This window comes from Microbacterium esteraromaticum (assembly GCF_900163815.1).
Taxonomy (GTDB): Bacteria; Actinomycetota; Actinomycetes; order Actinomycetales; family Microbacteriaceae; genus Microbacterium; species Microbacterium esteraromaticum_B.
Map to the genome: position 1 here is coordinate 51,983 of NZ_FUKO01000030.1, position 17,415 is coordinate 69,397.

General features: G+C 67.7%; 15 protein-coding genes. 7 read left to right on the top strand and 8 right to left on the bottom strand.

Annotated elements, in window-relative coordinates; genetic code table 11:
- Complete coding sequence (locus FM104_RS11925; protein ID WP_373407851.1) at positions 1-663, top strand: potassium channel family protein; 663 nt, start codon at positions 1-3, stop codon at positions 661-663.
- Between the two features lie 106 nt (positions 664-769).
- The gene (locus FM104_RS11930; RefSeq protein WP_087132465.1) at positions 770-1,840 is read left to right on the top strand and encodes an alpha/beta hydrolase; all 1,071 of its coding nucleotides are present in this window, start codon (positions 770-772) and stop codon (positions 1,838-1,840) included.
- Positions 1,841-2,028: 188 nt separating this feature from the next.
- Here FM104_RS11930 and proC read toward each other — a convergent pair whose 3' ends face one another.
- On the bottom strand, positions 2,029-2,868 hold the full coding sequence (proC, locus tag FM104_RS11935; RefSeq protein ID WP_087132466.1) for a pyrroline-5-carboxylate reductase: 840 nt from the start codon (positions 2,866-2,868) through the stop codon (positions 2,029-2,031).
- A 76-nt stretch (positions 2,869-2,944) separates the two neighbouring features.
- Between proC and FM104_RS11940 the strand changes: the two genes are divergently transcribed.
- On the top strand, positions 2,945-3,916 hold the full coding sequence (locus tag FM104_RS11940; RefSeq protein WP_087132467.1) for a cation diffusion facilitator family transporter: 972 nt from the start codon (positions 2,945-2,947) through the stop codon (positions 3,914-3,916).
- A 7-nt stretch (positions 3,917-3,923) separates the two neighbouring features.
- Positions 3,924-4,814 carry an alpha/beta hydrolase gene (locus FM104_RS11945; protein ID WP_179206777.1) on the top strand — a complete coding sequence of 297 codons (891 nt, stop codon included), beginning with the start codon at positions 3,924-3,926 and terminating at the stop codon, positions 4,812-4,814.
- A gap of 7 nt (positions 4,815-4,821) precedes the next feature.
- Here FM104_RS11945 and tadA read toward each other — a convergent pair whose 3' ends face one another.
- The gene (gene tadA / locus FM104_RS11950) at positions 4,822-5,277 is read right to left on the bottom strand and encodes a tRNA adenosine(34) deaminase TadA (protein WP_087132469.1); all 456 of its coding nucleotides are present in this window, start codon (positions 5,275-5,277) and stop codon (positions 4,822-4,824) included.
- 111 nt (positions 5,278-5,388) lie between these two features.
- Here tadA and FM104_RS16535 point away from each other — a divergent pair, with 111 nt between their 5' ends.
- Positions 5,389-5,538 carry a hypothetical protein gene (locus FM104_RS16535; protein WP_179206778.1) on the top strand — a complete coding sequence of 50 codons (150 nt, stop codon included), beginning with the start codon at positions 5,389-5,391 and terminating at the stop codon, positions 5,536-5,538.
- Between the two features lie 9 nt (positions 5,539-5,547).
- Positions 5,548-6,180, top strand: coding sequence for a uracil phosphoribosyltransferase (gene upp / locus FM104_RS11955; protein ID WP_087132470.1), 633 nt, complete (start codon positions 5,548-5,550; stop codon positions 6,178-6,180).
- Between the two features lie 188 nt (positions 6,181-6,368).
- On the opposite strand, the gene FM104_RS11960 is transcribed toward upp, so the two are convergent.
- From FM104_RS11960 to nadE, 4 genes are all read right to left on the bottom strand, one after another.
- Positions 6,369-7,139, bottom strand: coding sequence for a GNAT family N-acetyltransferase (locus FM104_RS11960; protein WP_087132471.1), 771 nt, complete (start codon positions 7,137-7,139; stop codon positions 6,369-6,371).
- Between the two features lie 13 nt (positions 7,140-7,152).
- Positions 7,153-10,656 (bottom strand): TM0106 family RecB-like putative nuclease, encoded by a 3,504-nt coding sequence (locus FM104_RS11965; RefSeq protein ID WP_256971638.1) that lies wholly within the window; start codon positions 10,654-10,656, stop codon positions 7,153-7,155.
- Positions 10,657-10,857: 201 nt separating this feature from the next.
- Positions 10,858-11,541: a hypothetical protein gene (locus tag FM104_RS11970; protein ID WP_143738367.1), complete on the bottom strand. Its 684-nt coding sequence runs from the start codon at positions 11,539-11,541 to the stop codon at positions 10,858-10,860.
- A 157-nt stretch (positions 11,542-11,698) separates the two neighbouring features.
- Complete coding sequence (nadE, locus tag FM104_RS11975) at positions 11,699-12,511, bottom strand: ammonia-dependent NAD(+) synthetase (protein WP_306298521.1); 813 nt, start codon at positions 12,509-12,511, stop codon at positions 11,699-11,701.
- 71 nt (positions 12,512-12,582) lie between these two features.
- Here nadE and FM104_RS11980 point away from each other — a divergent pair, with 71 nt between their 5' ends.
- On the top strand, positions 12,583-13,152 hold the full coding sequence (locus FM104_RS11980; RefSeq protein ID WP_087132474.1) for a phosphorylase family protein: 570 nt from the start codon (positions 12,583-12,585) through the stop codon (positions 13,150-13,152).
- 8 nt (positions 13,153-13,160) lie between these two features.
- Here FM104_RS11980 and FM104_RS11985 read toward each other — a convergent pair whose 3' ends face one another.
- Positions 13,161-16,196, bottom strand: coding sequence for an AAA family ATPase (locus FM104_RS11985; protein WP_087132475.1), 3,036 nt, complete (start codon positions 16,194-16,196; stop codon positions 13,161-13,163).
- On the bottom strand, positions 16,196-17,380 hold the full coding sequence (locus FM104_RS11990) for an exonuclease SbcCD subunit D (RefSeq protein WP_087132476.1): 1,185 nt from the start codon (positions 17,378-17,380) through the stop codon (positions 16,196-16,198). Before FM104_RS11990 ends, FM104_RS11985 begins: the two co-directional genes overlap by 1 nt.
- Between the last annotated feature and the right edge of the window lie 35 nt (positions 17,381-17,415).

The window sequence follows — 17,415 nt, forward strand, 5'->3', positions numbered from 1 at the left end:
ATGGTGCGGGGAGACGCCCCGGTGCTCGTGATCGGACTCGGTCGCTTCGGCGCCGCCTGCGCCGGAGAACTCGACCGCCTCGACCGCGAGGTGCTCGCGATCGACGGCAGCCTCGAACTCGTGCAGAAGTGGTCGGAGCGGGTCACGCACACCGTGCAGGCCGACGCGCGCAACATCGACGCGCTGCGCCAGATCGGCGCGCAGGACTTCCAAGTCGCCGTCGTCGCCGTCGGGTCCCTCATCGAGGCATCCGTGCTGATCACCGCCAACCTCGTCGACCTGAAAGTGCCGCAGATCTGGGCGAAGGCGGTCTCGCAGTCGCACGGCAAGATCCTCGCTCGCGTCGGCGCGAACCACGTCATCTACCCCGAGCGCGAAGCCGGTGAGCGCGTCGCGCACCTGGTCAGCGGTCGGATGCTGGACTTCATCCGCTTCGACGACGACTTCGTGCTGGCGAAGATGTATCCGCCGAAGTTCATCCGCGGCATCGGACTGAACGAATCGGGTGTGCGCACGAAGTACAAGGTCACCGTCGTCGGCGTGAAGAGCCCAGGCAAGCCGTTCCGCTACGCCGAGGCCAACACAGTCGTCACCAACCACGACCTCATCATCGTCTCAGGCACCAGCAGTGACATCGAGCGGTTCTCAGACCTGGATCGCTAGCCCGCCCTGACGCCAACCTGAAAGCCGATTCACATTCGGAACGGGTGAGGACTAGAGTCGTGCTCAGCACGCGGCACGGCCGCCGCGGCGGAACGAAGGAGCCGCGATGAGCACCCCAGAGAAGACCCTTTTCGATGGCATCAGCGCACGTGTGATCAGTACATCGCGCGTCGCCGCGAACGTGCTCGAGAGGGACGGTGACGACGCATCCGCTCCGGCCCAGAAGACGGTCGTGCTCGTGCACGGCAACGTCTCATCTGCCCTGTTCTGGCAGGAGATCATGCTGCTGCTCCCCGCCGATCTGCGGGTCATCGCGGTAGATCTGCGCGGTTTCGGCGGCAGCGAATCCGTGCCGGTGGATGCGACCCGTGGACTGCGCGACTTCAGCGACGACATCGCCGACGTACTGGCCGAGCTCGGCGTGCCGTCGGCGCACCTGGTCGGCTGGTCGATGGGCGGCGGCGTCGTCATGCAGTACGCACTCGACTACGCCGTGCAGAGCCTGACCCTTCAGGCGCCGGTGTCGCCTTACGGCTTCGGCGGCACGCGTCGCGATGGATCCCGCCTCACCGATGACGACGCCGGATGCGGTGGCGGCGGCGCCAATCCTGATTTCGTCGAGCGGCTGCAGAACAAGGATCACAGCGACGAGGCGCCGACCTCACCGCGCAACGTGTTCCGATCGAGTTACGTCTCGGAGGGTTTCCAGACGCCGCACGAAGACCTGTGGGTGGCGTCGATGCTCACCACGTCGACAGCAGTGGGCAACTACCCGGGAGACGGCATCGCGAGCGAGAACTGGCCCGGTTTTGGGGCCGGTGTGCGCGGCGTGCTCAACACCATGGCGCCGGGGTATTTCAATGCATCCGGAATCGTCGATCTCGCGGTGAAACCGCCGGTGCTGTGGGTGCGCGGCACCGCGGATGCCATCGTGTCGGACGCCTCCTTCTTCGATCTGAATCACCTCGGCGCACTCGGGGTCATCCCCGGCTGGCCCGGCGCAGACGTCGCCCCGGCACAGGAGATGGTGTCGCAGACACGAGACGTGCTCGACGCCTACGCCGCCGGCGGCGGGCGGGTCACCGAGTTGAGCTGGGAAGGCGTCGGCCACTCGCCGCACCTGGAGCGCCCCGAAGAGTTCTGCACCGCGCTCGTCGCGCACATCGCGTCGGCCTGACAGCATCCGCATCTCGCCTCGGCCCGCTCCCGTTGGCGAGAACAGGCGATCACGCGAGATCAGGCTGTTTTCACCAGAATCAGCCTGATCTGGGCGAATCGCCTGTTCTCAGCGGGCGTCGGGAGCGCACAGCGGGCGTCGGGAGCGCGCAGCGGGCGTCGGGCGCGCGCAGCGGGTGTCGGGCGCGCTCAGCTGCCCGTCGCGAGCTCGTTCGCGCGGGCGAGTGCCGCTGCCGTGGCGCGGGCGAACATCTCATCGAGTCCGGCTTCCTGCATGACGGCGACGGCGCGCTCAGTCGTTCCCTTCGGGCTCGTGACGCGGCGGCGGAGTTCCGCGGGCTCCTCGCCGGATGCTTCCAGCAGGGCGGCCGCGCCGATGAATGTCTGCTCGGCCATGAGGCGCGCATCCGCATCCGAGAAGCCCATGCCCTGCGCCGCTTTCGCGAGCTCTTCGATGAGCAGGAAGACGTAGGCGGGGCCCGATCCGGAAACCGTCGAGAGCGGATCGATCTGCGATTCCGGCACCTCGATCACCGCGCCGACGGTCTCGAACAGCGCGCGCACGAGCGCCATATCGTCGGCATCCGCCGCTGCCCCGGCCGCAAGCCCCGTGACGGCGCGTCCGACGGTGGCCGGAGTGTTCGGCATCGAGCGGATCACGCGAACGCCTTCGCCGAGGCCTGCTGCGAAGGTGTCGAGAGTGACGCCGGCCGCCAGGCTCACGACGATCGCATCATCGCGCAGCGACGGCGCGATCTCACGCAGCAGGTCGGGCACCATCGCCGGCTTCACGCCGACGAGGAGGATGCGGGCGGATGCTGCGGCATCCGTGTTCCCTGCCGGATTCTCCTCCAGCGCGACGCTCGTGACGCCGTCGAGGGATGCCAGAGCATCCGCCTTCTCTCGGGAGCGATTCGTGGCGACGATGCCGCCTTCTACTGGAACACCGGACGCGACGACGCCGTGCAGGATCGCACCGCCCATCGAGCCGGCACCGAGGAACGCGAGAGAAGGAAGCGAGTCGACCATGGGGCAATTCTACGAGTCGCGGCACGCCGATTGTCGGGCCCCTGCCCTCGAGCAGGGTGCACCGTAGACTCGGGCTATGAGCGCATCCGGCGGCAATAAGGCGATCATCGCGGCATTCCTGGCGAATATGGGCATTGCCCTCGCCAAGTTCGTGGCGTGGGCGCTGTCGGGTTCCGCCTCGATGCTTGCTGAGGCCATCCACTCGGTCGCCGACTCGGGCAACCAGCTGCTCCTCCTGCTCGGCGGACGCAAGGCCAAGAAGGAGGCTGATCGCGAGCATCCGTTCGGCTACGGCCGTGAGCGCTACGTCTCGGCATTCGTCGTATCGATCATCCTGTTCTCGGTCGGTGGCCTGTTCGCGATCTACGAGGGCGTGCAGAAGATCGCGGATCCGCATGAACTGGATCCGGCCTGGTGGTGGCTGCCGCTGGTCGTGCTGGTGATCGCGATCGGACTGGAGTCGTTCTCGCTGCGCACCGCGGTCAAGGAGAGCAACGAGGTGCGCAAGAAGGGCCAGTCGTGGGTGTCGTTCATCCGCCGCTCCAAGGCACCCGAGTTGCCCGTCGTGCTGCTGGAGGACACGGGCGCCCTCGTCGGCCTGACCTTCGCGCTGTTCGGGGTCGGACTCACACTCATCACCGGAAACCCGCTGTTCGATGCGCTCGGCACGCTGATGATCGGCATCCTGCTGATCGTGATCGCGGTCATCCTCGGCATCGAGACCAAGAGCCTGCTCGTCGGCGAAGGCGCGGGCCGCGCTGACCACGACTTGATCGTCGAGGCGATCTCCGGCGGGCCCGACGTGCAGAGGCTCATCCACATGAAGACGCTGTACCTCGGTCCGGATGAGCTGATGGTCGCGGCGAAGATCGCACTGAAGGCAGACAAATCGGTGCGCGAGGCAGCATCCGATATCGACGAGATCGAGAAGCGGATTCGGGATGCCGTGCCAGCCGCACGCGTCATCTATCTGGAGCCGGACGTCTACCGACCCTCCCTCGACCCGGAGCCGCCAACAGACGCGTTCGTCTTCAAGTCCTCGGACTGACGCCGCGGTGACCGATGAGTTCCGCGCGGCGCTGGCGCGAACCGACCTGCCTGTCGAGCTGCGGCACAAGCTTCGGGCTGTGCAGAATGTACTCGACGGCGATGATCAGGCGACGTTGCAGTCGTTCTCGCTGATCAACGACGAGCCGTATGCCGTGATCTCTTTCGGCGACGTCGACGCCGCCGACCTCGTCGTGTATCTGATGCACGGGATCGACACGAGACTCGACGTTCTGCCGGGTTGGGCGGATGCCGGTCAACGCGTCTGCGCAGATGTGATCCGCAGCTGTGTGGCGCGCGGCGAGCCACGACGCATCGCCACGATCGTGTGGTTCGGCTGGGATTCCGGCACGCACACGTCAGCTCTGGCCACCAAGCACGCCACGGTGGGTGCCGCTCAGCTCGCCATCGATATCGATCGGGTGGCGTTGCGCAATCCGCACGCGCAGATCGCTCTCGTGACCTACTCGTACTCGTCGACGCTGCTGGGTGAACTGTTCGCGCTGAACATCGCCGAGCATGTGCGAATCGCGTTCTCGATCGCCTCGGCCGGGGTCACGCACGCAGCCAGCACGGCGCTCGCCGATGCCATCGCTCAGGGCAGGCTCACGCTCTACGCGACCGAGGGGGCGAACGACAGCATCGCGCCACTCGGCCGGCTCGGCGCGCACCCGGTGGATCCGCGCGACATCCGCGGCGTCATCGGATACGACTGCGACGGCGGCGAAGCACCGGGTGTCGATGGTGGCATCGTGATCGGCATCCCGGTCGACGGACACGCGTCGCAGACATCGATCGACGAGCACGGCAGCAAACATCCGGGATATTACGACGAGCGCGCGCAGGGGTACCTGACACTCGTCGCGCGACTAGCGGATGCTGCGATAGCGGTGCGCTGAGGCGGGGTCAGCGGCGGGCTTCGAAAAAGCCGCGGAGCAGGGCTGTGGCAGCATCCGCTTCGACGCCGCCGATGACTTCGGCACGGTAGGGCAGTCTCCGGTCGCGCAGCAGGTCGTACATCGAACCCGCGGCCCCGGCTTTCTCGTCCCAGGCGCCGAAGACCACGCGGCCGATGCGCGCCTGCAGGATGGCTCCTGCGCACATGACGCAGGGCTCGAGTGTGACGACGAGCGTGTGGTTCTCCAGATTCCAGGAACCGACGTTCGCTGCCGCCGTGCGCAGAGCGATGATCTCGGCGTGGCCGGTGGGATCGTGATTCTGCTCGCGCAGGTTGTGGCCCTCGCCGATGATGCCTCCGACGGCGTCCATGACGACCGCGCCGACAGGAACGTCGCCCGCCGCACCCGCTTCTGCTGCGAGCGCGAGCGCGCGCTTCATCGCGTGGTCATCGGCTGCGGTCATGGGATCCTCCGTCGATCGAGCCTAGTCTTCAGCATCCGCCTCTCGGAGGATGCTGAAATCTCACCCCTGCGGCGGAGGTGGACGACCGAGCATCTCCGTACCGTTGCAGATATGGAAAACCCTGCCCTTTACATCATCCTGGTCGTCTCGCTCCCGGCGCTCCTGGTGGGCGTTCTGACCACTCTCAATGCCAAGAAGACCAACGCCTCATGGCGCGCCCGTCGCGAAGCCCGCGCGCACGCGAAGGTCGCGGGCCAGTAACCTGTATCCATGCGCGTTCATGTGGCCGATCACCCGCTCATCACTCACAAGCTCACGGTGCTGCGGGACGAGAGAACTTCGTCTCCGGTGTTCCGGCAGCTCACCGAAGAGCTGGTGACTCTGCTCGCCTATGAGGCGACGCGGAATGTGCGGGTCACCCCCGTGGAGGTGACGACACCGGTCACGAACACGATGGGCGTGAAGATCTCGGAGCCGCGACCGATCGTCGTTCCCATCCTGCGTGCAGGACTCGGGATGCTGGAGGGCCTCGTCAAGCTGCTCCCCACCGCAGAGGTCGGATTCCTCGGCATGGTCCGCGACGACGAGACGTTCGAGCCGACGACCTATGCCGAGCGCCTGCCCGACGACCTCAGTGATCGGCAGTGCTTCGCCATCGATCCGATGCTCGCCACTGGCGGCTCTCTCGGTGCGGCGATCCAGTTCCTGTTCGACCGGGGCGCGAAAGACGTCACCGCGATCTGCCTGCTCGGCACGCCCGAAGGCGTCGAGGCCATCCGCAAGCTCGTCGGCGATCAGGATGTCACGCTCGTGCTCGGTGCACTCGACGAGCGTCTTGACGAGAAGGGCTACATCGTGCCCGGGCTCGGCGACGCCGGCGATCGCCTGTACGGCACGGTCTGATTCATCGAGCGCTGCGCTCGGCTGTGCCCGGGCCGCGTAGCGTAGACGCTCACCACATCCGCCACAGTTTTTCGCATCCGCGCCATCGATCGATGTAGCGGGTGCGAAAAAGTGGCGCGGATGCTCTTGGGCGGGCCCTCGAGAGGGTCACGGGCGGAGGCGGGCCGACCACCTTGGGCTGTTGTGCGTCAGGATACGGCGAGGGCGTAACCGCGCTCGTCGCCGAAGTGCTGAAAGCCGGCGCGAGCGAGGATCGGCGCGGATGTCGCGTGTCGCCCCTTCACCAGGGCTGTGGTGGCACCCATTGCTGCGCCGATCACGAGCCTCTCGGCGAGCACCGCGCGGTACGCGCCGCGCCCGCGGGCCTCGGGCAGAGTGGCCGCTCCCCAAAGCCGCACGAAGCCGTCGACGATCGTGCAGCCGCCCGTGCTGACGGGCACCCCGTCGAGGCGCGCGAGCACCCGAGCGCCCTCCCCGGAGGCGAGTGCCGTGGTCACCTCTGCGAGCTCTTCCTGCATTCCCTCATCGTTGAGCGGCTGCTGGTCCCAGACCGGCACGTTCACCGTGTCGACTTCGCGCACCTGTTCGATCGTGTGCACGAGCTCGGCAGTGATGTTCCTCGGCACCTCGATCGGCAATCCTTCGACTGGCCGGGCGAACACGGCCACCGTATCGACGTGCACGGCGCCACGGCGGATCAGCTCAGGTTCGAGATCGGGTTCGTCCGCCGAATTCGTCCAGAAAGTGATCTCTTTCTCACCCCAGGCACGAGTGCGTTTGATCGCATCGTCGAGCACGGCCGCGGCATCCCGCGCCGACTTCACCTGCGAAATCCGAACACCGCCGCCGAGCCGTGCCGGATATCGGACGAGCCGCACATCGGTCACCTCTTCTTCACCTCCGCGGGGAAACCACACCCACGCGGCCGATGCCTGCATGATCTCTGCCACGCCGTGCATATCGGCGTCTCCCTCAGTCGCGGTCGGCGCCGACGAGGTGAGCGAAGGCGCTGAGTCGTGCGACGCCCTCGGGAGTCCAGGGCAGGTCGTCGAGCAGCGCCGGTGAATGCACCAGATACGCCACGCTCTTCGCGCGCGAGATCGCCACGTTCAGGCGGTTCTGCAGCAGCAGGAATTCCGGTCCGCGCGGAGCGTCCCTGCCGCTGGATGCAGCCAGCGAGGTGATCGAGACGACCGCCTCCTTGCCCTGGAAATTGTCGACCGTACCGACAGGCACGTCGCCGAATCCGGCAGCCGAGAGCTCGTCGTGGATGAGCTGCTTCTGCGCGTTGTACGGGGCGACCACGATCACATCCGACTGCTCAAGGGGGCGCGATGCAGCATCCGCCATTCCATCGACGTAGCCGCGGCCGATCAGGTCGCGCACGATGCCGACCACCTCGGCAGCTTCCTCAGGCGACTGGGTCGCGTTGCCGCGGTGTCGGACGGGCACGATGTGCAGGCCCGGTTCGATGCCATCGACCACACGTCGCTCGGTGCCCGCAGCGGATGCCAACCGTGCCTCGTACGCCAGCCGGGAGACGGGCGCGGCGACCGCCGGATGCATGCGCCACGACTCGGCGAGGAAGTAGCCGTGAGCGGGATCGATGACCGAGGACCCATCCATCACCCACCCGAGCGCAGAGGTGTCGACCGGCTCGGGATGCGTACCCTGACTCACCTGCGGAAGCTGCTGCGGGTCGCCGAGCAGCAGCAGTCGCTTCGCTCCGGCGGCGACGGCGATCGTCGAGGCGAGTGAGAACTGGCCCGCTTCGTCGATCACCAGCAGATCGAGGCCTCGCCTGTCGACCCGGCGGGTGTTGCTGAAGTCCCAGGCGGTACCGCCGACGACGGCACCTCCCTGAGTGTGCTCGGCGAGGAACGATGCCATTCCGTCCTTGCGGATGACCGTGTACGCGGGCGGTGCAGCATCCCGATCCTTCGGCGCCTTCGCGACCTTCGCCGCCGGAACCCCGTCGGCGACGACCCGCTCCAGAAGACTCTCGACTATGGCGTGCGACTGCGCGACGACGCCCACGCGGTACCCGTGCTCGTTCACGAGTCGCGCGATCACCTGCGAACCGGTGTACGTCTTTCCGGTGCCGGGAGGACCCTGCACGGCCAGGTAGCTGTTATCGAGGTCGAGGATGCCGCACACGATCGTCGCGATCATGTCATCGCCGGCCGCGGGCAGCGGGGCTCCTGAAACGGTGCGCGGTGCGATGCGACGGAGAGTATCGGTGGCCGCGTCGGCGGGGAAACCGGGTGCTGCGTGATGCACGGATGCTGCCCATTCGTCGATCGCGCCCTGCTGCGTGGCGACGTGCGGCGGGGCTGCGGGCGCGAGAGCCACCGGCAGATCGTCCCAGATCTGACCCTGCACAGTGCGCTCCCGTACGACGTATCCGTCATCGAGCACCTCGACCACCTCGACCTCGTGCGGCATGTGCATCACGCGCGAGGGGCCAGGAGCATCGAAGGGGGTCGGCACTGCGTAAAGCGCGAACGGGCGACCGCCGACGCCGATCGTGCTGCCGGGTGCAACCTCGCCCCGCAGGCTCAGCAGCCGGGTCTGCGTGCGCTGCCCCTCGGCGATACCCCAGTCGTCGTCGATCGTGCTTGATTCCGCATCGATGCGCAGGACATCACGCGTGGATTCCCAGATCGAGACGGGTTCGCGCAGCCGCTGGAAGTGCCCTTGCCAGAAGCTCTTCGCCTCGCGGGGGTAGTAGTCGATCGCAGCCGCGGCCACCCGGAACGTCTCGCCGCTCTGGCCTTCCTGCTGGGCACGCAGCGCCTCGGCTTGCAGCGCGAGCGACAGCGGCGACGGCTCATAGGCACGGGTCTCGGGATCGTCCGGCGGCGCGGGCAGCACCCCCTCCTGCTTCGCCAGTCCGATCAACCAGTCGCGCAGCCGCCGGGTCGAGACGCAGTCATAGCGGTTGTAATCGGCGAGGTCGTCGAGGATCTGCTGCGCCTCGGCATCCTGCCCCGCATCTGCGAGCGCCCGAGCCTGCACATACTGCACGATCGAGTCGTCGCCCTTCTGCACGTCACTGGTTCGCACCTCGGCCCCCATGTAGAGCGGCTCGAGCTTCTTGATCGAGTAGGAGCGCGATCCGATGCGAACGGAACGCAGCACGATCGGATACAGATCGACGAACACCCCCTCACGCAGCAGCCGGTCGACATCTGCCTCACCGACGCCGTAGCGCGCAGCCATCGCCGAGAGATGCGAGGTCTCGTACGGCGCGTAGTGGTAGATGTGCAGGTCAGGATGAGACTGACGACGCAGCTTCACGAACTCGAGGAAGTCGAGCAGGGCCTGCCTCTCGTCGGCGAAGGTGTGCGCCCACAGTGCCGAGTACTGCTCGTCGTTGTCGATCCAGCCGAACAGGTAGTCGATGCCCCACTGCGGCTTATCACCGGGTGACGCAACAGTCTCGGTGTACAGCGGATCGCCCTCGAAATCGAAGAACATGTCGCCACGACTGGGTCGGGGCATCAGCCCGATCGCCCGCGCGGAGACGAGCTCATAAGGTGGGGCATCGTGCGGGTCTAGTGCAAGACCCGCCTGCAGCCTTGCCTGCGCGCGGAGCGCGGTGAAGGTGTCGGCATTCATCCCGTCGGGAGCATCGGATGCCGCTGCCAGATCGTCGATGGTGCGGATGCCGGCGGCGCGCAGCCGCTGCCGCTGGACCGGCCGCATGCGAGCGACCATCAGCAGGTCGCGATGCGCGATCACCTCTTCTTCGCAGGTGGCGCAGCGACCGCAGGCGGTGATCTGCAGATGGCCACGGTCGTCTCCCCAGGCGAGCGCCGCTCCGGCGTCACCACTGCCGAGATCACGGTCGGTGATCAGTGCGCGCAGCCGCGCACGACGAACATGGAACAGGGGAAGGATGTCGTCGACCCGGTGCGTGCTGGTCGTGCCGTCACCGAGCAGCAGGTCGACCTCGTCGGAGCGCGGGATACCCAGCCGATCGAGCTGGTCGACATATGCCGCCAGCTGCATAAGCGCAGTCGCCCGCGCGGTGCGCGCCAGCTTCGAGTCCTGCACCCGCCAGTGGCCGTCTTCTCCACGCGCGATGAAGTCGGCGAATCCGACGAACTCCGGAGTTGCGAACGCCGCTTGGAAAACGAGGGAGGCCGCCGAGCGCAGCGCCCGCTCGGTGTCGGCAGCCACAGCGTCGAGCGCTTCAGCATCCGTCGAGCGAACCTTGGGCAGCGCGACCACACCAGCGCCGCCGTCCACAGACTCCCCGAGTTCCGCGAGGTATCGATCCAGCACGGCGACCTCGTGCGCGTCGCCGAGCTTCGCCGCGCGGGCGAGCGTCGCGTCTTCCGGTTCGACCACGGCGGGCACCCGGCCGAGTTTGGCGTCGATCGCCCGCATCCAGGCGAACTCGCACTCCGCGGCCGCCTTCAGATCACTGGCACTCCACACCACTCGGTTCTCTGCTGCGATGACCCGCACGATGCCCCTCTCCGTTGCCTGCGACCTGGACTGCCTTCGAGACTATCGGCGGGGTGCGACATCGCTGGCGTGACGTGACGTCACCCGCCGCATCCGCACACGGGGCGCCGCACCGCGCGCGTTCGCGTGGCCGATATGGTCGCATCCGCAACGCCGAAGCGACCGTACGCAGCACGTGAACGCAGAGACACCGTCGCGTCCTCAGCGGATGAGGGCGGCCACGTCACAGACGAGCTTCGCGCGTGCCACCATCGTCTCGGGCCGGGGGTCGTCGAGAGCGAGCAGGATGACCCGATCGTCTCCGATCGTCAGGGCTGCGAGCAGGTCGTCGTGCTGCGCGACCCGCTCGCGAGCCGCGGGCATCCAGCTCGGCTCCGGCGCCGCTTGCTCACCTGCCCAGCGCGGCACGACGAACATCGAGTCGGCCGCTGCCCCGAGCGGAACCCACCAGCGAGCGTCTCCCGTGCGCGCCGCGGTTCTGACGACTTCGCGGCGCCGCGGTGCCCGCCGAGAACCATTCGCTGCCCGCAGCACCCAGGTCTCCGCGTGCACTGCCACCCCGTCCGTATCGAAGTGGACCCTGCCACGAGCGGCTTCGACGCGCCATCCGCTCGGCAGGGCGAGGGAGAGATCCCGAGAGTCCGCCAAGCCGTCGGGTTCCCACGTCGCATCCCGTCGCGTCTGCGCCCACTCCGCGCGCGCTCCGGCGACGCGGCGATGCATCGCCTCAGCCCCACCCCGCGCCGCCCAGAGGAAACCACCAGCCGTCCCGATCACCAGCACCACGACCACAACGATCGTGCGCACGATGCCCGTCGTCAGCCCCACTGCGACGCCGCCTGCGACGACCGTCGCGACGGCGGCAATGGGGACGATCCCTGCCACTCGCGTCCATGTGCGCTGCCTCAGATGCGAGTTTGCGTGCACCGATTCAAATCCGGTCATCGCGCGGGGCTTCGTCGAAGGCTGGCAGCATCACTCCCGCGCTCATTGCAGCCGCTCGCGCGCGACGCGCGCACCGCCAGCGACGCCGACACCGCCCTCACCGCCACCACGAATCGGCCGGTGTCACGGGCAGGTGCCGCTTGTGCCGACTCGCCAGGTACTTGCTCTCGATGCGCGCAGCCACATCATCAGACACCTCGTGACCTTCGAGATAGTCGTCGATCTGCTCATAGCTCAGGCCGAGCTCGTCTTCGTCGGAACGCAGCGGCTGGCCGTCGAGCAGGTCAGCGGTCGGCACCTTGAGCGTGAGCTGGTCAGGAGCTCCGAGGTGCTGCAGCAGCGCCCGCCCCTGCCGTTTGGTGAGACCGGCGAGCGGCAGCACGTCGGCTGCGCCGTCGCCGAACTTCGTGTAGAAACCGGTCACGCCCTCGGCGGCGTGGTCGGTGCCGATCACCAGCATCCCCTCGTGTCCGGCGAGCGCGTACTGCGTGACCATGCGGATGCGGGCCTTGATGTTGCCCCGGTTGAAATCGCTGATATCAGTGTCGAACACGTTCTCGATATCGGTCTCGATGCCATCCACTCCGTGCTCGATGTTCACCTCGACCGAGCGGTCGGCTGCGATGAAATCGATCGCCGCTTCGGCATCCGCCGCATCGCGCTGCACTCGGTACGGCAGCCGCACCGCGAGGAACGCCGCTTCTCCCCCGTCTGCGCGCACTTTCTCCGCAGCGAGCTGTGCGAGTCTGCCGGCGAGAGTCGAGTCCTGCCCGCCGGAGATCCCCAGCACGAAACCCTTGGCACCGGAGGCGCGCAGGTAGTCGATGAGGAAGTCGATCCTCGTCTCGATCTCGCGGGCGGGGTCGACCTCGGGCTTCACTCCCAGATCGCCGGCGATCTGCTGCTGCATGCTCACGGCGCAATCCTCTCGTCGAATGGCGGACTCATGGAATACCAGTGTCCACCTGACAGGATGGATGCGTGAAACTTCTCGTCGCAGCCCTTGATTCCGAACTCCAGGCTTTTCCCACCGAACTGCCTGGTTTCGACCGGCTCGTCACCGGTCCGGGCAAGCTGATGGCCGGCGTAGGGTTGGCCCGCGCGCTCGATGCGAATCAGTACGAGGAGATCGTCGTCGTCGGCACGGCCGGCGCGGTAGACGATGCGGTCGCGTCGGGAATCTACGACGTGGGCGCCGCCATTCAGCACGATGTGCAGGATCTGGACGGTGTCGTCGGGCAGCACATCTCGCTGCCGCCGCGCGTGGAGACCGGGCGCGACGGGGTCACGATCGCCACCGGCGACATCTTCGTCGACGATGCGGATGCTGTCGCCCGAATCCGCTCCCTGGGCGGCGTGCTGGTCGACATGGAGACGTTCGCGCTCGTCTGGGTCGCACAGCAGTTCCACGTGCCGATCCGCGTGCTGCGCGTGGTGTCTGATCGCGCACAGGACGGCGCGACTGCGGTCTGGGACGACGTCGTCGCCGCCTGCAGCGCCCAGCTGTGGGAGTTCTTCGACGCGGAGTACCCGCGCTCTTCGGCGGCGTAAATCCGGTCTCAGCCCGCTGATCGCGGCGCGTCGATCATGCTGGGGCCGTCGGGCAGTGCGCGCACGGTCAGCTGCGCCGGAATCTGCTCCTGCATCGCCTCGACGTGGCTGATCACGCCGACAGTGCGACCGCCCTGGCGCAGTTCGTCGAGAGTGCGCATGGCGGTGTCGAGCGTGTCGGCATCGAGCGAGCCGAAGCCCTCGTCGATGAATAGCGTGTCGAGGCGGATGCCGCCCGCGCGCGCTGTGACTACCTCGGCGAGCCCGAGCGCAAGGGCGAGCGACGACAAAAAGGTCTCCCCGCCGGACAGTGATTTCGCTGGCCTGGTGTGTCCGGTGAACGCATCGAAGACGACGATGCCGAGGCCGGATGCTGCCCCTCGTGCGGCCAGCGCGTCGGAGTGGCGCAGCTGGTAGCGGCCGTCGGACATGTCATGCAGGCGGAGGTTCGCCGAAGCGACGATCTCCTCCAGTTCAGCAGCGAGCACGAACGTCTCAAGATTCATCTTGCGGGTGTTGCCCGCCCGTCCGGCGAGCGCGTCGGCGAGGCCGCGCAGCACCTCGAACTCCTCAGCATCCGCCGCCGACGACGCATGCTCGGCTCCCGCCGCCGCAACGATGGCGCTGAGGCTGGTCTGGATGCCGCGGGCACGACTGTCGGCGTCGACGGCAGCCAGCCACGAGACCCGCGCCTGCGCAGCGGCCTCGTGTGCGGGTGCGAGATCGATGCGCTCATCGGGCAGGGCCCGCATTTCGAGGTCGAGGAGCAGGGCGCGCTCCTTCTTGCGCTCTGCAGAGTGCTCTGTCACGCGCTGATCGAGACCGTCGATCTCTGCAGCCGGCAGCATGGCCGACTCGGCTTCGGCCGCGCTATCGAACACCGACAGCACGATCGCGTCGTCACGCTCGGCTGCTGCTTCTGCGGCCGCGACCGTTCGCGTCGCGTGTTCGTCGATGGCGTCGGCGGCCACAGATGCCACGGCGATCAGCGCCTGCGTCTCGGACACTCTGTCTGCCACGGACGCGTGTGCACCGCGCGCGTCGGTGATCAGTCGTTCGGCTTCGCTCGTTCGTTGCTCGACCAGCGAGAGCGCCGTGCGCGCGGCACCGAGCGCCTCGGATGCTGCCGAGTGACGCGCATCGAGATCACCGATCCGCTGCTCGATCTTCGAGACCTCATCGGCGAGCGCGTCCGCCACCTTCGCGTCACTGATGGCTGCCGCGTGGGCGGCTCGGGCAGCATCTTCTTCGGTGGCGGCCTGTTCGACCGTGCGTCCGCCCGCGCGCTCGGCGGCGACGGCATGATCGGCGGTCAACGTGCCCAGGTGCTGCGTGGCGTCGCGCTCGGCTCGCGCTGCGGCATCTCGCACGGACTCAGCGGCCGAGACGTCATCCGCCGACACCGGGTCAGCGTGTGCTGCGGGCGAGGGATGCTCTACCGCACCGCAGACCGCACACGGTGCGCCGACGGTGAGAGCGGCAGCCAGTTCGCCTGCATAGCCGTCGAGACGCCGTTTACGCAGCTCGGCGAGCTGCGCTTGCGCGTTCGCGTGTGCTGCGGATGCATCGGCTTCGACGACGCGCGCGGCAGACAGTTCGGATGCCAGCCGCGCAGCATCCACGGCCCCCGCATGGCGTTGTGCTGCCTGCTCGGATTGCCGAGCCAGGTCGTCTGCGCGGTCGCCGGACCGGCGAGCGACGTCGCGTTCTGCGGCGAGCGTGGCCAGTTGTTCCGGGAGGCTCGCACGCTCGGCATCGACCTCGTTCAGTGCCGCGGATGCTGTCGCAACAGCTGCCGTGGCCTCGGCCAGGTCGGCCGTGCGATCGGCTGTCTGAGCTTCGAGTTCGGCAGCCCGCTGCCAGGCCCCGACCTCCTGCGTGCGCAGGGACGCCCACTTCCGCAGGTGCTCGGCGTCGGCAGCGTCGTGACCAGTGCTGGCCCCGTCGGCGTCACCGGACGAATCCGACAACGGCACGCCCCGTTCGGCGGCCGTGTGCACAGCGTCCTGCCGCGCGGCGTCCGCGCTCGCCAGCGCGGATGCCGCCTTCACTGCGGCGGCGAGAATGCCCCGCAGTCCTTCGGCAGCACGAGCGCGATCACGCTGCCGCGCAGCTTCTGCGATCTCGGACGCCTGCGCCTCCAAGGCTGCGAGCGCGATGCGTGCCCGGTCTCGGTCGTCTTGCGCCTGCCGCTGCTCTTTCCTTTCGACGAGCGCCGAGTCTGCCGCGGAGAGCATCTTCTCGGCAGTCGCACGCTCGGTGCCCAGCCGCTCGACCTGATAGTCGGCCCGCGCGATCGCGTGGTGCAACTGGGCGAGACGCTCATCGGTCGAAGTCAGCGGCGCATCGACAGCGTGCTCACCGCCGAGGTCTGCTTCGGCGACGACCCGCTCGGCCTCATCGAGTCGCGCGTCGACGGCCGCGCGACGGCCGCTCAGCGCCTGCTCAGCAGTGCGGCGGCGCTCTTCGAACCGCGCCTGATAATCAGAGAACCGCCCCGTGCCGAACAGTCGCCGCAGCAGTGCCTGGCGCTCTTTGCTGTCGGCGAGAAGAAAGTCGGCGAACCGGTTCTGCGCCAGCAGGATCACCTGCAGAAACTGCTCCTGGCTGAGCTGCAGAATCTCATCGAGGGCGTTCGCGACATCGACCACGCGCGCTGCGCGCCCGACCCATCCGTCGTCGGTCAGCTCCTCGAGCAGCGCCGATGGCGCCTGGGTCGTCATGCCGCCGCCGCGCTTGGCCGGACGGTCGTATGCCGGTGAACGCGTCACTCGGAAGTGCCCCGCCACCGTGCTGAACTCGACGACGACGGCGGTCTGATCCTCGGGTTCGCAATGATCGCTGCGCAGCCGCTTCTCGCCCCCGTCATAGCGCGGAACGCCACCGTAGAGACCGAAGCAGATCGCGTCGAGGATGCTGGATTTGCCTGCTCCGGTGCGGCCGGCGATCAGAAAGATGCCGTCATCGGCGAAGGCATCGAAATCGACGCTCTGACGCGCACGAAACGGCCCGAATCCCTCGACCTCCAGCCGGTGCAGATGCATCAGACGAGCGCCTCGGCACGCACCCGATCGTCGAGCACCTCACGGATCAGCTCGGCCTCACGCTCACTGGCCCCCTGCCCGGCTCGCACATGCTCGAGAAAAGCCTCGATGCGCTCGACGTCGGTGACGGCGGTGCGCAGGCGCTGCGAATAAGAGCGGTCGTCGACGGCATCCGCCCCCTCGGGCTGGTGCTGCACCAGCGCACAGAACGGAAACCGCTCGCGCAGCCGCCGCATCGGCTCATGCTGCGGCACCGCATCGGTGTAGACCGCGCACACCCAATCGTCGAGGTGCTGGGCCACATTGTCGTCGGCGAGGATCTCATCGAGCGTCCCGGTCAGGGTCACCAGTGCGCGCGGCACGGGCAGCGCGAGCCACGCCACGGATGCCACGCCATCGGCGTCGAGGTCGACCAGCCAGGAGCCGCGTTCTTTGTGCTGCTCACCGAAGCTGTAGTGCAGCGGAGCGCCCGAGTAGCGCACCCGATTGCTCAGCTGCTGGCGACCGTGGATATGCCCGAGTGCCACATAGTCAGGGCCGTCGAATGATGTCAGCGGCACCATGTCGAGCCCGCCCTGGCGCACTTCGCGCTCCAGCCCCACGGTGACATCGACACCGGCTGCGAAGCAGTGCGCGATCGCCACCGAGCGCCCGGTGTTCGCGGCCATGCCCTCGCGCACCAGCGCCATCGCGTGGTGCATCACCTGCGCCTGTGTGCGCAGCGGCGGTGGCGCGACCTCAGCATCCGCGTCGCCGCGTTCTGACCAGTGCTGGCGAACGATGGCCGGCTCGAGGTACGGAATGCCGAAGAACTGCACCGGGCCGTGCGCATCGTGCACCGTGACCGGTGTCGCGATCGCGAGCGGATCGGTGAGCACGTGGATGCCGTCGCGCAGCAGCCGCGAATGGAAGCCGAGCCGCGCGGCGGAATCGTGGTTGCCGCTGGTCATGATGACCGTCGCGCCGGTTTCATGCAGGGCGACCAAAGCATCGTCGAGCAGCGTGTAGGCCGAAGCGGCCGGTGTCGCGGAGTCGAACACGTCACCCGCGATGATCACGACATCGACGCCGTGCTCGCGCACCTGTGCGACGAGCGCGTCGAGCACCTCGGCCAGCGCCGCGAGCGTGGAGTGCCCGTGGAAAGTGCGGCCGATGTGCCAGTCGGAGGTGTGCAGGATTCGCATACTCTCAACGTACGGAGAGCCTCCGACATTGGTGC